Below are 17795 nucleotides of genomic sequence, written 5' to 3'. Positions count from 1 at the left end.
CAGATCATGAGCAACGACCTCGCCTCGCTCCTCGGCACACAGGAGACCGCGACCCTCGAATTCAAGCGGGAGGCGAAGGACCGTAACGCGATTCGGAAGGCCATCTGCGCGCTGGCCAACGACCTGGCGCAGCGTGGGGGCGGCGACCTGCTTATCGGCGTGGACAAGCACGGGCGGCCCGTGGACGGCCTGGACACCTCCGACGAAGCTCTGCTCACCTTCACCAGCATCCGGGACGAGGGAAGGATCCTCGACCGGCCGTCAGTGGTGGTGAGTGTCGAGCCGTACCAGGGTGTGCCGGTCATCCGGATCCGGGTCAACGCCTCGCACACCCCACCCGTGCGGTTCGACAATATCGTCTACGTCCGGCCTGGACCTTCCACCCGTACGGCGAGCAGCAACGACGAGAAGGTACTCTCCGAGCGGCGGCGTTCCTACGACGTGCCATTCGACGTACGGCCCATTCCGGACAGTGCGCTGGACGAGCTGGATCTCGACCTCTTCCGATCGGGGTACCTCCGCCAGGCGGTCGATGTCTCCGTGCTCGAGGAGAACCATCGGTCGACCGAGCAACAGCTCGCCTCGCTACGCCTCGCTGACCTGCAGAGCCACCCGACGGTCCTTGGGTTGCTGCTCATTGGCTTCGATCCGACCAGTCGGATTCCCGGCGCCTACGTACAGTTCGTGCGTTACGAGGGATCGGACGTCGGTGGCGCGGTGCTGGACGAGCAGGAGCTTCGACTGAACATCATCGACGCAGCCGAGCGGCTGGAGACGGTACTCAAGGGACATCTGCGGACCCGGCTGGTGGAGATGAGCGGCTTCCGTGAGGAGGCTCGTCCCAATTACCCCGTCGAGGCCCTGCGGGAGGTGTGCATGAACGCGCTCATGCACCGGAACTACGAGTCGTCCAACGCGCCAGTGCGCATCGCATGGTTCGACGATCGCGTCGAGGTGACCAATCCTGGTGGCCCCTTCGGGCAGGTTCGAGCCGACAACTTCGACCGGGTCAACGACTACCGCAACCCGTCTCTGGCTGCCGCCATGAAGTCACTCGGGTACGTCAACCAGTTCGGTCGGGGAATCGGCCGCATCAGAGCCTCGCTGGCAAGGAACGGGAACCCGCCGCCTGAATTCGTCGTCGATGACGCCTCTTGGACCGTCCTGATCAGGAGGGCTTTGTGATCTCGGTCGCGCTGTTCAACAACAAGGGTGGCGTCGGTAAGACGACGTTGACCTATCATCTCGCGCACATGCTCCAGAGGCTCGGTCACCGTGTCCTCGCAGTGGATCTCGACCCGCAATCCAACCTGACGGCGGCGTTTCTCGACGAGGACGAACTCAGCGAGATCTGGCAGGAAGGGCACGAGTCGACCTGGCCGCTCGTGGACGGGCAACAGAAGCTCCTCCTTCGGGCGTACCGGGACTCGGGCACGGTCGCCTCTGCTGTGCAGCCGATCATGCAGGGGCTCGGTGACGTACGCTTCGCCGATCCGATCACGATCACCGATGGCCTCTGGCTCGTGCCGGGTGACCTCAACCTGAGTGCCTTCGAGGACAAGTTGTCCGCCGCGTGGCCGAACAGCTTGATCGGTGATCCAGCGGCCCTTCGGACCACTACGGCCTTCCACCGCCTGATCACCGATGCTGGTCGCCGCGTTCGCGCCGACGTCGCCTTGGTCGACGTCGGGCCTAACCTCGGCGCCATCAACCGGGCAGCGCTGCTGGCGGCCGACACGGTCCTGATGCCCCTCGCCGCCGATCTCTTTTCGCTACGTGGACTTCGTAACCTGGGGCCGGCCCTGCGGGACTGGCGACGGGTGTGGCAAGGCAACGTGCTTCCGCACGTGCCGGTCGACATCGCAGCGCCGAAGGGCACCATGACGCCCCTCGGATACGTCGTCATGCAGCCCAAGATGAGACTCGACCGTCCGGTAAAGGCGTATCAACGGTGGCTTGACAGGGTGCCAGTCGTCTTCGCCAGTTCGGTGCTGAACCAGACGGGCGGCGTGGACGACCACTCCTACGAGGTCGCGACGCTGCGTAACTACCAGAGTCTGATGCCGCTGGCGCACGACGCCCGCAAGCCAATGTTCGACCTCCGGTCAGCTGATGGCGCTCTGGGCAGCACTCAGACCCTCGTGCAACGGTGCTTCCAGGACTTCAAATCGTTGAGTGAGAGGCTTCTCCAACGACTTGATGAGGCATGCGTAGACGAGACATGAGCAGCGTCGAGTTGCTGCACCCAGTCGTGCTGCACCACGTGGTGAACACACTGCATTGGCCCAAGTTGCGCCCCTTGCAGGAGCGCGCCGTGCAGCCGTTGTTGGAGGGCGAGGACGCCCTGCTCCTCGCGCCCACAGCTGGCGGCAAGACCGAGGCGGCGGTGTTTCCGCTCCTGTCCCGGATGGCACAGGAGAATTGGTCGGGCACCTCCGTGCTCTACGTGTGTCCATTAAAGGCGCTGCTCAACAACCTCCTGCCCCGTTTGGAGGCCTACACCGGCTGGCTTGGCCGCCGTGCCGCGCTCTGGCACGGCGACGTGACGATGGGACGGCGGCGCACGATCCTCCGGGAGCGGCCTGACGTCCTGCTCACCACGCCCGAGTCCCTCGAGTCGATGCTGGTCAGCGCCGCCGTGGACCACGACGAGTTCTTCGGGCAGCTCCGGACGATCGTGGTCGACGAGGTGCACGCCTTCGCCGGAGACGACCGGGGCTGGCACCTGCTGGCCGTTCTGGAACGCCTTTCGCGAGTGGCGGGTCGCCCGGTGCAACGGGTCGGTCTCTCCGCGACTGTGGGAAATCCCGACGAGCTGTTGGGCTGGCTGCAGGGTGCCGGCCGTGACCAGCGCCCGGCGCGGGTGGTGGCGCCGGACATCGGCACGGCCGGCGTCACGGCGGTGGCATCACCCCCTGCCGGTGAGATCGAGCTGGACTACGTCGGGTCCGTGCACAACGCGGCAAAGGTGATCGCGGCCCTGCACCGGGGCGAGAAGCGACTGGTGTTCTGCGACTCCCGTGCTCTGGTCGAGGAACTCGGCCAGCGGCTGCGGGCACTCGACGTGACGACGTTCCTCTCCCACGCCTCGCTCTCGGTCGACGAGCGCCGGCGGGCCGAGGAGGCGTTCGCGCAGGAGCGGGACTGCGTCATCGTGGCCACCAGCACGCTCGAACTGGGTATCGACGTGGGTGACCTCGACCGGGTCATCCAGATCGACGCCCCGCGCACCGTCGCCGCCTTCCTGCAGCGGATAGGCCGGACCGGCCGGCGTCCCGGCAGCAGGCGCAACTGCCTCTTCCTGGCCCTCGACGGGGAAGGGTTGCTGCACGCCGCAGGGCTGCTCCACCTCTGGTCGCAGGGCTGGGTCGAGGCGGTCGTACCACCGCCGGAGCCCCGGCACATCGTGGCACAGCAGATGCTGGCGCTGTCGCTCCAGCGGCACCGCGTCGGTGACCAGATGTGGCCGGGGGAGTGGAACGGCCTGACCCCCTTCGACAGGAGCGCCGAGGTGATCGTGCGGCACCTCGTCGACCGCGGCTACCTCGACGTCGACTCCGGGATGCTCTTCATCGGGCCGGAGGCGGAACTGCGGTTCGGTCGACGGCACTTCATGGACATGCTTGCGGTGTTCACCGCCCCGCCCCAGTTCACCGTGCTTTCCGGTCGCACCGAGATCGGCCGGACCGATCCTGCGCTGCTCACCGCGAAGGTCCAGGGCCCGCGACTGTTGCTGCTCGCCGGGCGGAGCTGGCGGGTCACCTACGTCGACTGGAAGCGGCGGCGTTGCTTCGTGGAACCCGCCGAGGGCGGCGGCAAGGCGCTCTGGATGACCGGCGGCTCACCGCAGGGGCTGTCGTACCGGATGGTCCGGGCGATCCGCGACGTGCTGCTCGGTGCCGACCCGCCGGTCTCCCGCACCGGTCGGGCCAGCACCAGGCTCGCGCAGTTGCGCGAGGAGGCCACTCCCCTCGTCCATCCCGGCGGCACGATGGTCGTCAGCGACGGCGACGGCGAGACGAAATGGTGGACGTGGGCCGGTTTCCGGGCCAACGCCACTCTGATCGCCACCCTCAGCGAGATCGCCGACCCGACCCAGCGGTACGACGACGCCTCGGTCCGGCTGCGACCCGACGTCGACCGGGACATGGTGCGGGCGGCCCTGACCGATGCCGCCGAGCGGCTCTGTCTCCCAGACGTCAGCGAGAAGGCCCTCGCCGGCCTCAAGTTCAGCGCCGCGCTGCCCGAACGGCTGGCGATGGCGACCCTGGCCGCGCGGCTGGCCGACCTGCCGGCCGCACGCGCGGTGCTCGCCGAACCCACCCGGACCGTGTACCTGTCGGACTGACCTGACCGGATCGAGACCCTCGTCAGTTCGGGTGGGGTGGTTCGTCGAGGATGGCGCTGAAGCGTTCCTCGGCGAGGTCGAGCTGGCCGAGGATGTGCTCCTTCACCGGCGCCGACAGGGGAGTGTCCGCCCTGGTGACGAGGTCCCGGTAGACCGGTACGAGCGGCCGGTACTTGCGGGCCGACGAGGTCACCTTCGGGCCGACGGTGTGGATGACGCCCACGCCGTTGTCCGTGAAGTCGGAGATCTTGATGACCCGCGCCCACGGCTCCCGGTCGAGGCTGGCCGCCACGTGCTCCCGGTACTGGACGTGCTTGTCGCGCCCCGGGTCGTACGCCGGATTGGTGACCGCGCCGACCAGGCGGGCCACCCGCGGCCCGAACCGCTCCGCGAGCACCGCCAGGGCGGCGGCGGTGGCGTCCTCGCCGTGGTGCGCCACGGCACGTTCGCCGCCGGACGCGGCGGCCAGCTCGTCGGGGTGGTCCTCCACCGCGTCGTGCAGCAGGCCGGCGACGATCGCGTCCACGTCGCGGACCTGGTAGTGGTGCATCATCCGGATCGCCACCCGCAGCAGGTGGTTCAGGTAGGGCTCGCGGACCCGCCGGTCGTCGCGGTGCAGCTCGGCGGCGAGGTCGAGGGCCTCGGTGAGCCGTTCCCGCGCGGCCTCGTCGAACGCGCGAAGCTCCAGCCGGAACCGGGCCAGCAGGCCGGGCTCGCCGTGGATCTCGGTGATCGCGTGCATCGGCATGGTGGCCAGGTAGGCGGGAAACTCCATCCGCCACTTATAGCCGATCTTCACCCCGCCGGGGGTCCCTGCCGTCGCCCACCCGACGCCGGCAGCCCCGGCCGAACGCCACCGCGGCGCCCGGCCAGGGGCAGCCCGTCAGGTGCCGGAGACGCGCTTGACCAGGCGTACGGTGGTGCCGTCGGCGCTGCCGGCGACGGTGGCCTCGTCCATCAACCGGGTCATGATCAGCCGGCCACGGCCGCGCTCGCTGTCGTCGGGGCTCGCGTCCCGCCACCCGCCCGTGTCGCTGACCACCATCTCCAGCCGGTCGGCGCGCAGCCGCCCCCGGACGGTGACTGACGCGTCCGGGGCGAAGCGGTAGCCGTGCTCGATCGCGTTGGCGCACGCCTCACCGGCCGCGATCAGCACCGCGTCGACATCGGCCCGGCCGATGCCGAGGCCGGTCAGCCACTCCCGCAGCGCCTCCCGTGTCGGCGCTAGCTGCTCGGCGTCGGCGGTCAGCGCCGCGGCGAAGACCGCCGGCTCCCGATGCCGGTAGACCAGCACCGCCACGTCGTCGTTGCGGGTGTCGGGCAGCAGGTCCCGGACCATCCGGTCGGCCAGCGCGCCCTCGGGCAGCTCGCGGCCCTGAGTGAGCGCGGCGACCGCCCGGGAGATGCCGGCGTCGATCAGTTCGCGGCGTCGCTCGATCAGCCCGTCGGTGTAGAGCAGCAGCGTCGAACCGGACTGCAGCCGCGCCCCGGCCTCCGGCCGGCGGGGCACCGTGACGCTGGCCAGCGGCACCGAACCGGCGTGGGTCAGCAGGTCGGCGGAGCCGTCCGGGTGCACCAGGATGCCCGGCGGGTGGCCCGCCGAGGAGTAGCGGAGCACGCCCAGCGAGCGGTCGATGATGGCGCAGAAGACGGTGGTGCAGGCCCCGCCGGGCACCATCCGGGCGAAGTCGTCCAGCGCGGACAGCACCTCGGCGGGGCTCTTGGCCTGCAGGAGCAGGGCGCGCGAGGCGCTGCGCAGCTGCCCCATCACGGTGGCGGCGGGCAGGCCCCGCCCCACCACGTCGCCCACCACCACGCCGACGAGGTCGCCGGGAAGCTGGACGACGTCGTACCAGTCGCCGCCCACCTCGAGCGGCGCCACCGCCGGCTGGTAGCGGGTCGCGAAACCGGCCGGCAGGTCGACCGGGCCGAGCATCGCCCGCTGCATGGCCAGGGCCACCGTCCGCTGCGTCTCGAAGGCCCGCGCGCGCACCAGCGCCTGGGCCAGCGCCGCGCAGAGCTGTCGTACGAGCGGGAGGTCCACCGTCTGCACCGACCGGGGCGGGTCCAGCTCCAGCCACACCCCGCCGGGTGCCCCGCCCGGCTCGACGCGTGCCCCGAGCGCGGTCACCCGTCCCGCGTCGTCGACGACCAGCTGCGGCTCGCCCTCGGTGGGCAGCCCGTCGAGGGCCCGCTGCACCTGCGGGGTCAGCGTCAGGCCCTGGGTCACCGCCAACGGCGTGCCGGCGGCGTCGGCGCAGACCGCCAGGCCGCGGGTGCCGTCCAGCAGGGTGCACAGCTCGGACAGGCCGGCGTCGAGCACCTCGGCCACGTCGGTGGCGCGGGCGAGCCGGCCGGAGAGCGCGGCCAGGGCGGACTGCCGGGCGGCGGCGCGGACGTCGGCGGTCACGTCGCGCAGGGTGGCGACCCAGAGGCGGCGGCCGGTACGCGGCTCCCGCAGCGAGTTGTAGACCGCCTCGGCCCAGATCCGGTGCCCGTCGGCGTGCCGCAGCGGCAGGGTGACCCGTCCCCGGCGGGCGTCCCGCGCGGTGCGCAGCACGTCGATCAGCAGGCGCCGGTCGGCGGGCGCGGCGTCGGCCTCCGGCCACCACGGGTGCGGCGGCGCGACCGGCGTCGCCAGCTGGGCGGCGCCGACCAGGCGGCAGAACGCCTCGTTCGCCTCGACCAGCGCGCCGTCGGCGTCGACCACGGCGAACGCGTCCTGCAACGACTCGATCAGGGCCGCCCGCCAGGTCGCCTCCTCGTTGCGCAACCGGGCCAGCTCCAGGTGCGCGCCCACCCGGGCCAGCAGCTCCTCCGAGGAGAAGGGCTTGGCCAGGTAGTCGTCGGCACCGGTCCGCAACCCCTCCACCGCGGCCTCCCCACCGGCGCGCGCGGAGAGCACGATGATCGGCAGCCCGGCGGTACGCCGGTCGGCGCGCAGCGCCCGGACCAGCCCGAAGCCGTCCAGGCGGGGCATCATCACGTCGGTCAGCACCAGATCGGGCACCCGCTCGGCGATCCGGTCGAGCGCCTCTTGGCCGTCGGCGGCGACGACCACCCGGTGGTGGGGTGCGAGCAGGCTCGCGAGGAACGCGCGCAGGTCGGCGTTGTCGTCCACCACCAGCACCGTCGCGGCGTCCCGGGCGTCGTCGTCGGTCGCGTCCGCCTGGGTGGGCGCGGCCTCCGGCAGCCAGTGCAGGGCCTCGGCGACGTACGTCTCGTGGGCCCGCTCGCGGTGCGTGGCCGAGGCGGTGGGCCGGCCGTACGGCAGGCGGACGGTGAACGTCGAGCCCTCGCCCTCGACCGAGCGCACGCTGACCTCGCCGCCGTGCAGGTGGACCATCTCCTGCACCAGCGCCAACCCGATTCCGGTGCCCTCGTGCGACCGGCCGCCGGCGCCGCGTACGCGGTGGAAGCGGTGGAACAGCAGCGGCTGCTGGTCGGCGGGGACACCGACGCCGGTGTCGTCGACGGTCAGCGTGACGTGCGCGTCGTCGCCCCGCAGCCGCAGCCGCACCGCGCCGGCCAGGGTGTACTTCAGGGCGTTGGAGAGCAGGTTGACGACCACCTTCTCCCACATGTCGCGGTCCACGTACGCGGTGCGCGGCAGCGCCTCGACGTCGACGCGGTAGCTCAGCTCGGCCTGGCGCATCGCGTACGCGAACGACTCGGCGACCCCGGCGGTGAGCGCCGGCAGGTCGGTCTCCACCCGTTCGGGGTCCAGCCGGCCGCCCTCCAGGCGGGCGAAGTCGAGCATGTCGTCGACCAGCTTGCGCAGCCGGCCGGTGTTGCGGTGCACCAGCTCCAGGCGTTCGCGCTGGCCCGCGGGGAGCGGCTCGCGCCGGTCGGCGAGGCTCTCCCGGACCGGCCCGGCGATCAGCGTCAGCGGGGTGCGCAGCTCGTGGCTGACGTCGGTGAAGAACTCCGTCTTCGCCGCGTCCAGCTCGGCCAGCGCGGCGGCGCGACGCCGCTGTGCCTCGTACGCCAGCACGTCGCCCAACGCCGTCGAGACCCGGTTGGCCACCAGGTCGAGGAAGCCCCGGTACGCCTCGTCCAGCTCGCGGAAGGGGCTGATGCCGACGACCAGCACGCCGGCCGGGTGGGTCTGCCCGGTGGCAAGCAGGGGCAGCACCACCACCTCGTCCACGGGCACCCCGACGACCGCCCCGGCCCCGGCGCGGGGGTCACCGGGCAGGGCCACTCCCCGGACCCGCGCGGGGCGGCCGGTGCGCGCCACCTCGCTGATCTGCGGCAGCCACCCGGGACCCGCGGCGGCGTCGTCCTCGGGCACGCCGACCGAGGCGGCCAGGACCAGTTCGTCGTCGGACTCCCGGCTGCCGCCCGGCCCGGGGCCGGTGAGGTGGGAGTCGTCGTCCGGCGTCACGCCCCCGGGACGTAGGTAGATCATCGCGGCGGGCAGGTCGGCCGGGCTGCCGGTGAGGACCCGGGCCGCCGCCCGGACGGCGTCGCGGGTGGTGTCCGCCGCCGCGATCGAGATCGAGCCCAGCTCGCGCAGCGTCTCCAGCCGCCGGTCACCGAGCACCCGGGCCGTGACGTCCGTGGTGGCCACGAAGACGCCGGGAACCCGGCCGTGCCCGGCGCGTACGGGGCTGTAGGAGAAGGTCCAGTACGTCTCCTCGAGGTAGCCGTGCCGGTTGAGCAGGAGCAGTTGGTTCTGCGCGTAGGTGGCGCCGCGGCCGGCGAGCACGTGGTCGGTGAGCGGGCCCAACTCGTCCCAGACCTCCGCCCAGCACCGCGCGCCCGGCTGACCGATCGCGGCCGGGTACTTGTCGCCGAGCACCGGGGTGTACGCGTGGTTGAAGATCTGCACCAGCTCGGTGCCCCACCACAGCAGCATCGGGATCTTCGACGGCAACACCGTGCGCACCGCCGCGTACAGCTCCGGCGGCCAGGTCTCCACCGGGCCCAGGGCGGTGGCGGCCCAGTCGGTGGCCCGGTGCGCGGCGCTGGTCGGGTCGTCGCCGGCGAAGAGGTCGTCGGCGGACGCCCCGGCGCCCGCCGGTCCGACGCGCTGCTTCGAATCCACGTCCCGGCCCCCTGTCCCCGCGCTGGTCTCCGGGTCGCAAGCAGCCGCCGTGTCCTGCCCCTCATCGTCCCGCCGGAGTCACTTTCCCCAACCGGTCACGCCCGAACCGTCGATCGACGTGACCCGACCCGCACCCCGACCCGCACCCCGACCGGGGGCCCGCCGAGCGACTCCACGCCCGATCCCCACCGTCGCCCCGTCGCCCCGCCGCCGCCCCGTCGCCCCGCCGCCGCCCCAGCGTCGATCATGCAGTCGTGGTGCCCCGCGAATGCCGCATAACATCCCACATTGCCCACCAGAACTGCATGATCGGCAGCGGCAGCGGCAGCGGCAGCGGCGCCGGGAGCGGGAGCGGGGCGGGGGTGGAGTCAGGTGGTCAGCCAGGTGGTGGCGCGGGTGCGGATGGGGGCGGGGATCTCGTGCGAGCCCGGGAACTCGTCGTAGGTGACGTCGTAGCCGAGCGAGCGCAGGCGGGGGACCAGGCGACGGCTGCACACGTCCACCGGCAGGACGGGGTCCCGCGTGCCGTGCGAGACGTAGACCCGGGGCCGGCCGTGGGTCACCAGCGGCGCGGCGAAGCCGGGGGAGAAGGCCAGCACCGCGTCGACCAGGTCGCCGTTGGTCAGGCCCAGGGAGAGGGCGTACGAGGCGCCGTCGGAGAACCCGCCGAACGCCACCCGCGCCACGGGGTAGCCGGCGAAGGCCGTGGCCAGCAGGCCGTCGATGCGCCGTACGTCCGTCCCGAAGCCCTCGCCGCCGATCAGGTCCCAGCTGCTCGCCACCGCCTGCGGGGCGACCAGCAGCAGCCGGTGCGCGTCGGCGACCGGCAGCAGCAGGTCCAGCCCCTGCCGGGCCGAGCCGCCGGCCCCGTGCAGGAGCAGCACCAGCCGGTACGGCGGCCCGTCGACCGGCTCCGGGGCGTACACCATCGCCAGCGCGGCACCCCGCGGGTCGGTCAGCGACGCCAGCCCGGCGGCGGCCAGTGCGGTCGGCGGGGCCGGACGCGCGGCGAGCCGGCCGTGCCGGGGGTTCTCCTCCGGCTGCCGGTGCGGTGTTGCGGGCTCGGTCACCGGATCACCGCTCCTCGTCCTGGGCGGGCATGCGCCGGCGGTTACCCGCCAACCCGACCCGCAATCCCGCTGGCGCGTCCCGCCACGGGCGTGATCAGCGAGCGGCGCGGCCCCGCCACGCGGCCTGCCACGGCGCGATCGGCCAGCGGCGGTCCGCCACAGGCGTGGCCGGCGAGCGGCGCGGTCGTCCACCGGCGGGTCCCGCCGGCGCGGCTGCGGCCGGGGACCGGCTCATCCGCTGACGCGGCGGACCAGCCGGGACGGGAACATCGTCGCCGGCGGCACCGGTCGCCCGCCCAGCACGGCCGTCGCCGCCGCCGTGGCGATCTGCGTCACCGGATGCGTCGCCGTGGTCAGCGCGGGGGTGGTCATCGCGGCGAGCGGGATGTCGTCGAAGCCGGTGACCGCGACGTCCCCGGGCACCTGGACGCCGTCGCCGCGCAGCCGGTCGATCACCCCGAGCGCGGTCGCGTCGCTGCTGCCGACGATCGCGTCGGTGTCCGGCCAGCGCTCCAGCACCTCCCGGGCCGCCGCCCGGCCGCGGTCCGCGCTGAAGTCCCCCGGCACCAGCCGCTCCGGCAGGGCGGCGTCGTGCACGATCCGCCGGTACGCGCCGACCGACCGGCTGGCGCAGGACAGCCAGCGAGGCCCGGTCACCATGGCGATGCGGCGGCGCCCGGTGGCGTACAGGTGCCGGACCACGGCCTCGGTGCCGCCGCCGTTGTCCACGTCGAAGGCCGGTACGAGGGGGGAGCCGATGCCGATCGAGGCCACCCGACCGCGCAGCCGCGCCGGGATCGCGTCCAGCACCCCCTCGGTGGTGTTGATCAGGACGACCCCGCCGACGCTGCGGTCCCCCGCCAGCCGGCGCACCTCGCCCGGCGACCGGGTGGGCAGCCAGTGCAGCGCCACCCCGAGTCCGTGCGGCGCGCAGACCCGGGCGCACGCGCCGAGCACCCGGTGGACGTACGGGTCGTCGAGGACCGTCACGGCGGGGCCGGTCACCGCCACCACCAGCCGGAACCCGGTGCCCTGGACGAGCGCGCGGGCGGCCGGGTTCGGCGCGTAGCCGAGCCTGTCGGCGGCGACGTTCACCCGCTCGCGGGCGGCGGGGGAGGCGTAGCCGGTGCCGGCGAGCACCCGCGAGGCGGTGGCCCGGGAGACGCCCGCCGCCCGGGCGACGTCCTCCAGGGTCGGTGGTCGGTGTGTCGTCGCCATTCCGGTCCTCCCCGTCGTCGGCCGTCGCGGCGTGGACGGTCGACCGAATCATCCCCCTCCGGCGCGTCCACGGTAAGGGGTGGGACCGGGTTGTCCTGAGAGCGCTCTCAGGTGTGGGATCGGGCGGTAGACCACCCGAGACGAGAGGACCGCCACCGTGAGCCGCACCATCGCCCCGCCCGCCGCGCCGCGCCCGGCCGTGCCCCGGGCGGTGCTGGCCGCCCGTACCGGCGTGGCCGTGGTCTTCGCGCTCAACGGCCTGGCCGTGGCCACCTGGTTCTCCCGGGTGCCCGCCGCCCGGGACGCGCTCGGGCTCAGCGCGGGCCGGCTCGGGCTGCTGCTGCTGGCCATGTCCGTCGGCGCGCTGCTCGCGATGCCCACCGCCGGCCTGGTGGCCCAGCGGCTCGGGGCGGCCCGCACGGTCGCGCTCTCCACCCTGCTCCTCGCGGCCGGGCTGACGGTGACCGGGGTCGCCGCCGTGGCCGGCTCCCTGGTCGGGGTCGCGATGGGGCTGTGCGCCGTCGGCTACGGCTCCGGCCTCTGCGACGTGGCGATGAACGTCGAGGGCGCGGCGGTCGAGCGGCGGCTGGGGCGTACGGTCATGCCCCGCTTCCACGCGGCGTGGAGCCTCGGGTCGGTGGCCGGTGCCGGGCTCGGCGCCGGGGCGGCCCGCCTCGGCGTGCCGGTCGCCGCGCACCTCGCCGCGCTGGCCGCGGTGGTGCTGCTCGGCACGCTGCTGGCCGTCCGGTCCTTCCTGCCGGTGGCCGAGAGCGGCACCGCCTCCGCGTCGGCCGCTCCGGCCGAGCGTCGCCGTGAACTGCTCGCCGCCTGGCGGGAGCCCCGCACCCTGCTCGTCGGCCTGCTGGTGCTGGTGTCGGCGTTCGCCGAGGGCAGCGCCAGCGACTGGCTGGCGGTCGCCTTCATCGACGGCCACGGCCTCAGCGAGGCGGCCGGGGCCGCGGTCTTCGGCGTCTTCGTCGTCGGCATGACCCTGGGCCGCACGGCAGGCACCGTCGCGCTGGACCGGTGGGGCCGGGTGCCCGTCCTGTCCACCACGATCCTGCTCGCCACGCTCGGCGCGGGCGTCGCGGTGCTCGCCGACTCCGGGCCGGTGGCGATCGCCGGCGTCGCGCTCTGGGGGCTCGGCGCGTCGCTGGGCTTCCCGGTGGGGATGAGCGCGGCGGCCGACGACGAGCGGCGGGCGCCGGCCCGGGTCAGCGTGGTCGCCGTGATCGGCTACACGGCGTTCCTCGCCGGCCCCCCGCTGCTCGGCCTGCTCGGCGACCGGGTCGGCACCCTGCGGGCCCTGCTCGTGGTGCCACTGTTGCTGCTGCCCACCCTCGCCCTGGTGCCGGCCACCCGCCCACCGGCCCGCTGAGCGGTCACCCGGCCCGTGCTCGTCCGCCGCCCCGCCGGGGCGGGCCCCGCGCGGCGGCGACCGGCCCGCGCGGCGGCGACCGGCCCGCGCAGGGGGCTCCCAGGTGCGGCGCAGGCGTTTGCCAGGTGGCGGTGCTGCACTGGGCAGACGCCGAGGAGAGGAGCCGGGCATGGGCTGGTTCAACCGGCGGCCGCGCGCCGCCGACGCGATCCCGACGAAGCTCGACCGCGAGGCGACCCGCGAGGACCTGGCCGCGCTGGAGGCGTTCGTGGCCAGCCGCCGGGGCGTGGAGTTCTACCTGGAACCGGAGACCACGGCGACCGACACCACAGTGGTCGCCATTGCCCACGACGGCGAGTGGATCCGCCGTCGCACCGGCTCGCCGCGCGCCGCCGGCTCCATCGCCCGCAAGCACGCGGTGCCGCTGTACGAGGCTGCCCGCACCGGCTACCCGGAGCGGATGCGGGTGTGGAACCGGGCCCACCCGGAGCGCCACGCCCGCTGAACCGCCCGCTGGACCGCCCGTTCAGCCGGCGACGGCCCGGGCCAGGGCGAAGCCGACGGTGGCGGCGCCGAGGCCGGCGGCCACGCTGGACAGCACGTTGACCAGCGCGAGGAACCGCCGGCCCCGGCGCGCCAGCCGCAGCGTCTCGTACCCGAACGTGGAGTACGTGGTCAGCGCGCCGCAGAAGCCGGTGCCGAGCAGGGCGCCGGCGGTCGGGCCGACGGGCAGCCCGGCCAGGAGACCGAGCAGCAGCGACCCGGTCACGTTGACGGTCAGCGTGCCCCACGGGTAGGCGCTGCCGAGCCGGGCCTGCACCGCCCGGTCGGTGAGGTAGCGCAGGGGCGCGCCGACGGCCGCGCCGAGCGCGATCAGCAGGACGGTCACCGGCCGGCCCCGTGCTGCCGCCGGTCCTGGCGGGCGGCGTCGAGCAGCCGGCCGGCGACGGCGTCGCCGAGCCAGACCGCGACCAGCGCCCCGAGCAGGGTGGCGGCCAGGTAGCCCAGGGCGACCTCCGGCGCGCCGGCGTCGAGCGCCAGGCGGACGTCCACGGCGTACGTGGCGAAGGTGGTGTAGCCGCCGAGGACGCCCACGCCGAGGAACGGGCGCAGCAACGGTCGGCGGCCACCGGAGCGCTCCAGCGCCGCCATCAGGACGCCGATCAGCAGGCACCCGGTCAGGTTGACGGCGAAGGTCGCCCACGGGAAGCCCGTCGGGCCGTGCGGGACGGCGTGCTGGAGGCCGGCCCTGGCCAGGGCACCGAGCGCGCCGCCGGCCGCGACGGACCCGAGCACCGCGCCGGGTCGGGTGGCCAGCTCGCCCCGGTCGGCGGGTACGCGCAGGTCGACGTCGGGGTCGACCCGCGGATCCGATCCGGTCACCTCGCCCTCCCCGCCGGTGCCACGGACGTGACCTCGGCGCGCCCGCCAGCCTAACGTCCGGGTGCGTTGGTCCCGGGCGCGCGGGCCGGCGTACCGTACCGGGACCGGCGGTCGAGGGGGCCGCCCCGGGCGGGCGTGGAGCGGTCGATGGGCGGGACGGTGCGATCGTCGAGCGACGGCGGGACGGCTGAGGTGGCCGGGCGCGACGCCGCGTACGCCATGTTCGCCGCCGACGTCGCCAGCCAGGGGCTCGGCATCGAGCTGGTGGAGGCCGCCGGCGGCGCGGCGGTGGCCCGGATGCGGGTGACCGCCGCGATGGTCAACGGCCACGCCATCGCCCACGGCGGGTTCGTGTTCCTGCTCGCCGACACCGCCTTCGCGCTGGCTTGCAACAGCCACGGCCCGGCCACCGTCGCCGCCGGCGGCGAGATCAGCTTCGTCCGTCCCGCCCACGAGGGTGACCTGCTGACGGCGCACGCCACCGAGCGCACCCGGTACGGCCGCAGCGGCATCTACGACGTCACCGTCACCCGGGACGACGGCGCGGTGGTGGCCGAGTTCCGGGGCCGCAGCCGCACCCTGCCCCCGACCGCCGGCTGACCCCGCCGGCCGCCCCGGGCCGCGTCTCCCGGCGCCCCCACGACGGGCTCCGGCGCGGCTAGCATCGGCGCGGTGCGAGTACTGGTGGTCTCCGCGCCGTTGATCGGGCACGTCGCTCCGCTGCTGCCGCTGGCCGCCGCACTGCGCGACGCCGGGCACGAGGTGCTCGTCGCCACCGCCGCCGACGGGCTGCGCGCGGTGCGCCCCGGGCTGCCGGTGCGCGACGTCGCGCCCGCGTTCGACTTCGGCCGCATCGCCCGCCGCGTGCTGCTGCGCCACCCGCTGACCGCGCGGGCCGAACTGGCCGGCACCGCCGGCACCCGGGGCGCCGGGCTGCTCTTCGGCGCCGTCAACGACCAGCTCGCCGACGGGGTGGTCGCCCTCGCCGGGCAGTGGCGACCCGACCTGGTGGTCCACGAGCCGTTCGCGGTGGCCGGCGCCCTCGCCGCCGCGACGCTCGGCGTGCCCGCCGTACGCCAGGAGAACGCCCTCTTCGACGGCCGCGAGCTGGCCCGGGCGACCCTGGCGCGGCTCGGCCCGGCGCTGCGCCGGCACGGCCTGACCGAGCTGCCGCCGCCGGCCGCCGCGATCGCCGTCGCCCCGCCCAGCGTGCTGCGTCAGGACGGCTGGCCGATGCGCTACGCCACCGAGGCGGGCGGCGAGCTGCCGGACTGGCTGCGCGAGCCGGGGGAGCGGCCCCGGGTGCTGGTCAGCCGCAGCACCGTCGCCGGCCCCGGCAGCGCCGGACCGATGCCGGCCGTGGTGGCCGTCGCCGACCGGGTCGACGCCGAGTTCGTGCTGGTCCGCCCGGAGGCGCGGCTGGCCCGCCGGGCGCTGCCCGGCAACGTGCGTACGGTCGACTGGATCCCGGTCCCCGCGGCCCTGCCGGCGAGCGCGGCGCTGGTCCACCACGGCGGCGCGGGCAGCGTCCTGAGCGCGCTGATCGCCGGGGTGCCGCAGCTGGCGACCGTCGGGGCGGGCGACCGGCGGCACAACGCCAAGCTGGTGACCGCGCGCGGGGCCGGCATCGCCGCCCGCACCCGCGACATCACCGCCGACACCCTGACCCGGCTCGTCACCGACACCGCGCTGCGCGACGCGGCGCGGCAGGTCAGCGCCGAGATCGCCGCCATGCCGGCGCCGAGCGAGCTGGTGCGGCGACTGGAATCGCTGGGCTGACCCGGCGTCGGCGTCGGCGGCGGGTCAGCGCGGCGGCCCGGCCCTGTCGCATTCGTCAGACAGAATGTCCTGATGGGACACGTCGTGCTGTTTCATTCCGCCTACGGGCTGCGACCCGCCGTGTTGACGGCCGCCGACCGGCTGCGCGCCGCCGGCCACCACGTCGTCACCCCCGACCTCTACGGCGCGCCGGCCGTCGACACGCTAGAGGAGGGCTTCGCCCTGCTCGAGCGGATCGGCGAGCCGGCGGTGATGGGGCGGGCCCGGGCCGCGCTGCTCGAGGCGCCGCCCGACGCGGTGCTGGCCGGGTTCTCCATGGGTGCCGCGGTGGCCGGCGCGCTGCTCAGCGAGCGGCGCGAAGCCGCCGCGCTGCTGCTGTTGCACGGCGCCGGCGGTGTGCCGGAGGCGGTCCGCCCGGGCCTGCCGGTGCAGCTGCACATGGCCGACCCGGACGAATACCCCCCGGAGCCCGAGCTGAGCCGGTGGCAGCGGGCGATGTCCGGAGCGGGCGCGGACCTGAGCGTCCACCGCTATCCCGGCGTCGGCCACCTCTACACCGACCCCGACCTACCCGAACACGACTCGGCCGCCACCACTCAGACGTGGGACAGGGCGCTCGCCTTCCTCCACGGTCGCTGACGCGCCACCACGCCGTGCGGGCGGGGCGCCGACGGTCAGCGGAGGCGGGCCAGGTCCTCGGGGGTGAGCCGGATCGCCCCGGCCGCCACGTTCTGCGCCAGGTGCGCCGGGTCGCCGGTGCCGGGGATGGCCAGCACGTGCGGCCCCTGGTGCAGCGTCCAGGCAAGGCGGATCTGGTGCGGGGTCGCGCCGTGCGCCCGCGCCACCGCCCGTACGGCCTCGTCGTGGTCGCCGCCCGCGCCCGCCTCCCGCCCGGCGCCCGCGATCGCGAAGAACGGCACGAAGGCGATTCCCCGCTCGCCGCAGACCCGCAGCAGCTCGTCGGCCCACCGGTTCACGTCGAGGGCGTACGCGTTCTGCACGCACACCACCGGCGCGATGTCCCGCACCTCGTCCAGGTGGTCCACCCGCACGTTGGACAGGCCGAGATGCCGGATCAGCCCGGCGTCGCGCAGCTCGGCCAGGGCGGCGAACCGTTCCGCCACCGAGTCGCGCCCGGGTCGCCGGACGATCCGCAGGTTCACCACGTCCAGGTGGTCCCGGCCGAGCCGGCGCAGGTTCTCCTCCACCTCCCGGCGCAGCTCCGCCGGGCCCAGTTCCCGGTGCCGGGTCGCCTCGTCGAAGGACGGCCCGACCTTGGTGGTGACGACCAGGTCGTCCGGGTACGGCGCGAGGGCCTCGCGGATCAGGTCGGTCGCGTACCGGGGCGGGCCGGTGCCGACGCCGAGCGGTCCGCCCGGCGAGACGTAGAAGGCGGCGGTGTCGATGTGGTTGACGCCCAGCTCGACGGCCCGGCGCAGGACGCGGACGGCACGCGCCCGGTCCGGGTCGACGGTGAGCCGCATGGAGCCGAACCCCATCCGGTGCACGGTGCGGTCGCCGAGCGTCCAGGTGCCGGCGGCGGAGGCGTTGGTGTCTTCGACAGGCATC

General features: G+C 74.5%; 15 protein-coding genes. 8 read left to right on the top strand and 7 right to left on the bottom strand.

Annotation, left to right across the window (positions count from 1 at the left end; translation table 11 throughout):
• Window positions 1–6 precede the first annotated feature (6 nt).
• The 3 genes from ACGFNF_RS06610 to ACGFNF_RS06600 are packed head-to-tail and all read left to right on the top strand — an operon-like array spanning window position 7 to window position 4348.
• The gene (locus ACGFNF_RS06610) at window positions 7–1185 is read left to right on the top strand and encodes an ATP-binding protein (RefSeq protein WP_393166232.1); all 1179 of its coding nucleotides are present in this window, start codon (window positions 7–9) and stop codon (window positions 1183–1185) included.
• The gene (locus tag ACGFNF_RS06605; RefSeq protein ID WP_393166230.1) at window positions 1182–2225 is read left to right on the top strand and encodes a ParA family protein; all 1044 of its coding nucleotides are present in this window, start codon (window positions 1182–1184) and stop codon (window positions 2223–2225) included. Before ACGFNF_RS06610 ends, ACGFNF_RS06605 begins: the two co-directional genes overlap by 4 nt.
• Window positions 2207–4348, top strand: a complete 2142-nt coding sequence (locus ACGFNF_RS06600) for a DEAD/DEAH box helicase (RefSeq protein WP_393166228.1) — start codon at window positions 2207–2209, stop codon at window positions 4346–4348. Before ACGFNF_RS06605 ends, ACGFNF_RS06600 begins: the two co-directional genes overlap by 19 nt.
• Before the next feature lie 22 nt (window positions 4349–4370).
• Here ACGFNF_RS06600 and ACGFNF_RS06595 read toward each other — a convergent pair whose 3' ends face one another.
• From ACGFNF_RS06595 to ACGFNF_RS06580, 4 genes are all read right to left on the bottom strand, one after another.
• Window positions 4371–5123, bottom strand: a complete 753-nt coding sequence (locus ACGFNF_RS06595) for an HD domain-containing protein (protein ID WP_393166226.1) — start codon at window positions 5121–5123, stop codon at window positions 4371–4373.
• Window positions 5124–5231: 108 nt separating this feature from the next.
• Complete coding sequence (locus ACGFNF_RS06590; RefSeq protein WP_357576323.1) at window positions 5232–9398, bottom strand: SpoIIE family protein phosphatase; 4167 nt, start codon at window positions 9396–9398, stop codon at window positions 5232–5234.
• A 368-nt stretch (window positions 9399–9766) separates the two neighbouring features.
• The gene (locus ACGFNF_RS06585; protein ID WP_393166224.1) at window positions 9767–10468 is read right to left on the bottom strand and encodes an alpha/beta hydrolase; all 702 of its coding nucleotides are present in this window, start codon (window positions 10466–10468) and stop codon (window positions 9767–9769) included.
• A gap of 231 nt (window positions 10469–10699) precedes the next feature.
• Window positions 10700–11686 (bottom strand): LacI family DNA-binding transcriptional regulator, encoded by a 987-nt coding sequence (locus ACGFNF_RS06580; RefSeq protein WP_357576321.1) that lies wholly within the window; start codon window positions 11684–11686, stop codon window positions 10700–10702.
• Between the two features lie 157 nt (window positions 11687–11843).
• On the opposite strand from ACGFNF_RS06580, the gene ACGFNF_RS06575 reads away from it, so the two are divergent.
• Both ACGFNF_RS06575 and ACGFNF_RS06570 read left to right on the top strand, forming a co-directional pair.
• Window positions 11844–13064, top strand: coding sequence for an MFS transporter (locus ACGFNF_RS06575; RefSeq protein ID WP_393166222.1), 1221 nt, complete (start codon window positions 11844–11846; stop codon window positions 13062–13064).
• Window positions 13065–13233: 169 nt separating this feature from the next.
• Entirely contained in the window at window positions 13234–13569 is a 336-nt protein-coding gene (locus tag ACGFNF_RS06570; RefSeq protein WP_357576319.1) for a hypothetical protein, read from the top strand.
• A 21-nt stretch (window positions 13570–13590) separates the two neighbouring features.
• On the opposite strand, the gene crcB is transcribed toward ACGFNF_RS06570, so the two are convergent.
• Both crcB and ACGFNF_RS06560 read right to left on the bottom strand, forming a co-directional pair.
• Entirely contained in the window at window positions 13591–13953 is a 363-nt protein-coding gene (gene crcB, locus ACGFNF_RS06565; protein ID WP_132234770.1) for a fluoride efflux transporter CrcB, read from the bottom strand.
• The gene (locus ACGFNF_RS06560) at window positions 13950–14447 is read right to left on the bottom strand and encodes a CrcB family protein (RefSeq protein ID WP_357576317.1); all 498 of its coding nucleotides are present in this window, start codon (window positions 14445–14447) and stop codon (window positions 13950–13952) included. The genes crcB and ACGFNF_RS06560 overlap by 4 nt, the downstream gene beginning before the upstream one ends.
• A 147-nt stretch (window positions 14448–14594) precedes the next feature.
• Here ACGFNF_RS06560 and paaI point away from each other — a divergent pair, with 147 nt between their 5' ends.
• From paaI to ACGFNF_RS06545, 3 genes are all read left to right on the top strand, one after another.
• The gene (gene paaI / locus ACGFNF_RS06555) at window positions 14595–15047 is read left to right on the top strand and encodes a hydroxyphenylacetyl-CoA thioesterase PaaI (RefSeq protein ID WP_357576316.1); all 453 of its coding nucleotides are present in this window, start codon (window positions 14595–14597) and stop codon (window positions 15045–15047) included.
• A gap of 72 nt (window positions 15048–15119) precedes the next feature.
• Window positions 15120–16226, top strand: a complete 1107-nt coding sequence (locus ACGFNF_RS06550; protein ID WP_393166219.1) for a nucleotide disphospho-sugar-binding domain-containing protein — start codon at window positions 15120–15122, stop codon at window positions 16224–16226.
• A 72-nt stretch (window positions 16227–16298) separates the two neighbouring features.
• Window positions 16299–16865 carry a dienelactone hydrolase family protein gene (locus ACGFNF_RS06545; protein WP_357576314.1) on the top strand — a complete coding sequence of 189 codons (567 nt, stop codon included), beginning with the start codon at window positions 16299–16301 and terminating at the stop codon, window positions 16863–16865.
• Between the two features lie 35 nt (window positions 16866–16900).
• On the opposite strand, the gene ACGFNF_RS06540 is transcribed toward ACGFNF_RS06545, so the two are convergent.
• Complete coding sequence (locus ACGFNF_RS06540) at window positions 16901–17794, bottom strand: aldo/keto reductase (RefSeq protein WP_357576313.1); 894 nt, start codon at window positions 17792–17794, stop codon at window positions 16901–16903.
• Window position 17795: the final 1 nt, after the last annotated feature.

This window comes from Micromonospora sp. NPDC048868 (assembly GCF_043198195.1).
GTDB lineage: Bacteria > Actinomycetota > Actinomycetes > Mycobacteriales > Micromonosporaceae > Micromonospora > Micromonospora reichwaldensis.
This window is presented reverse-complemented; position numbering and strand designations above follow the sequence as displayed.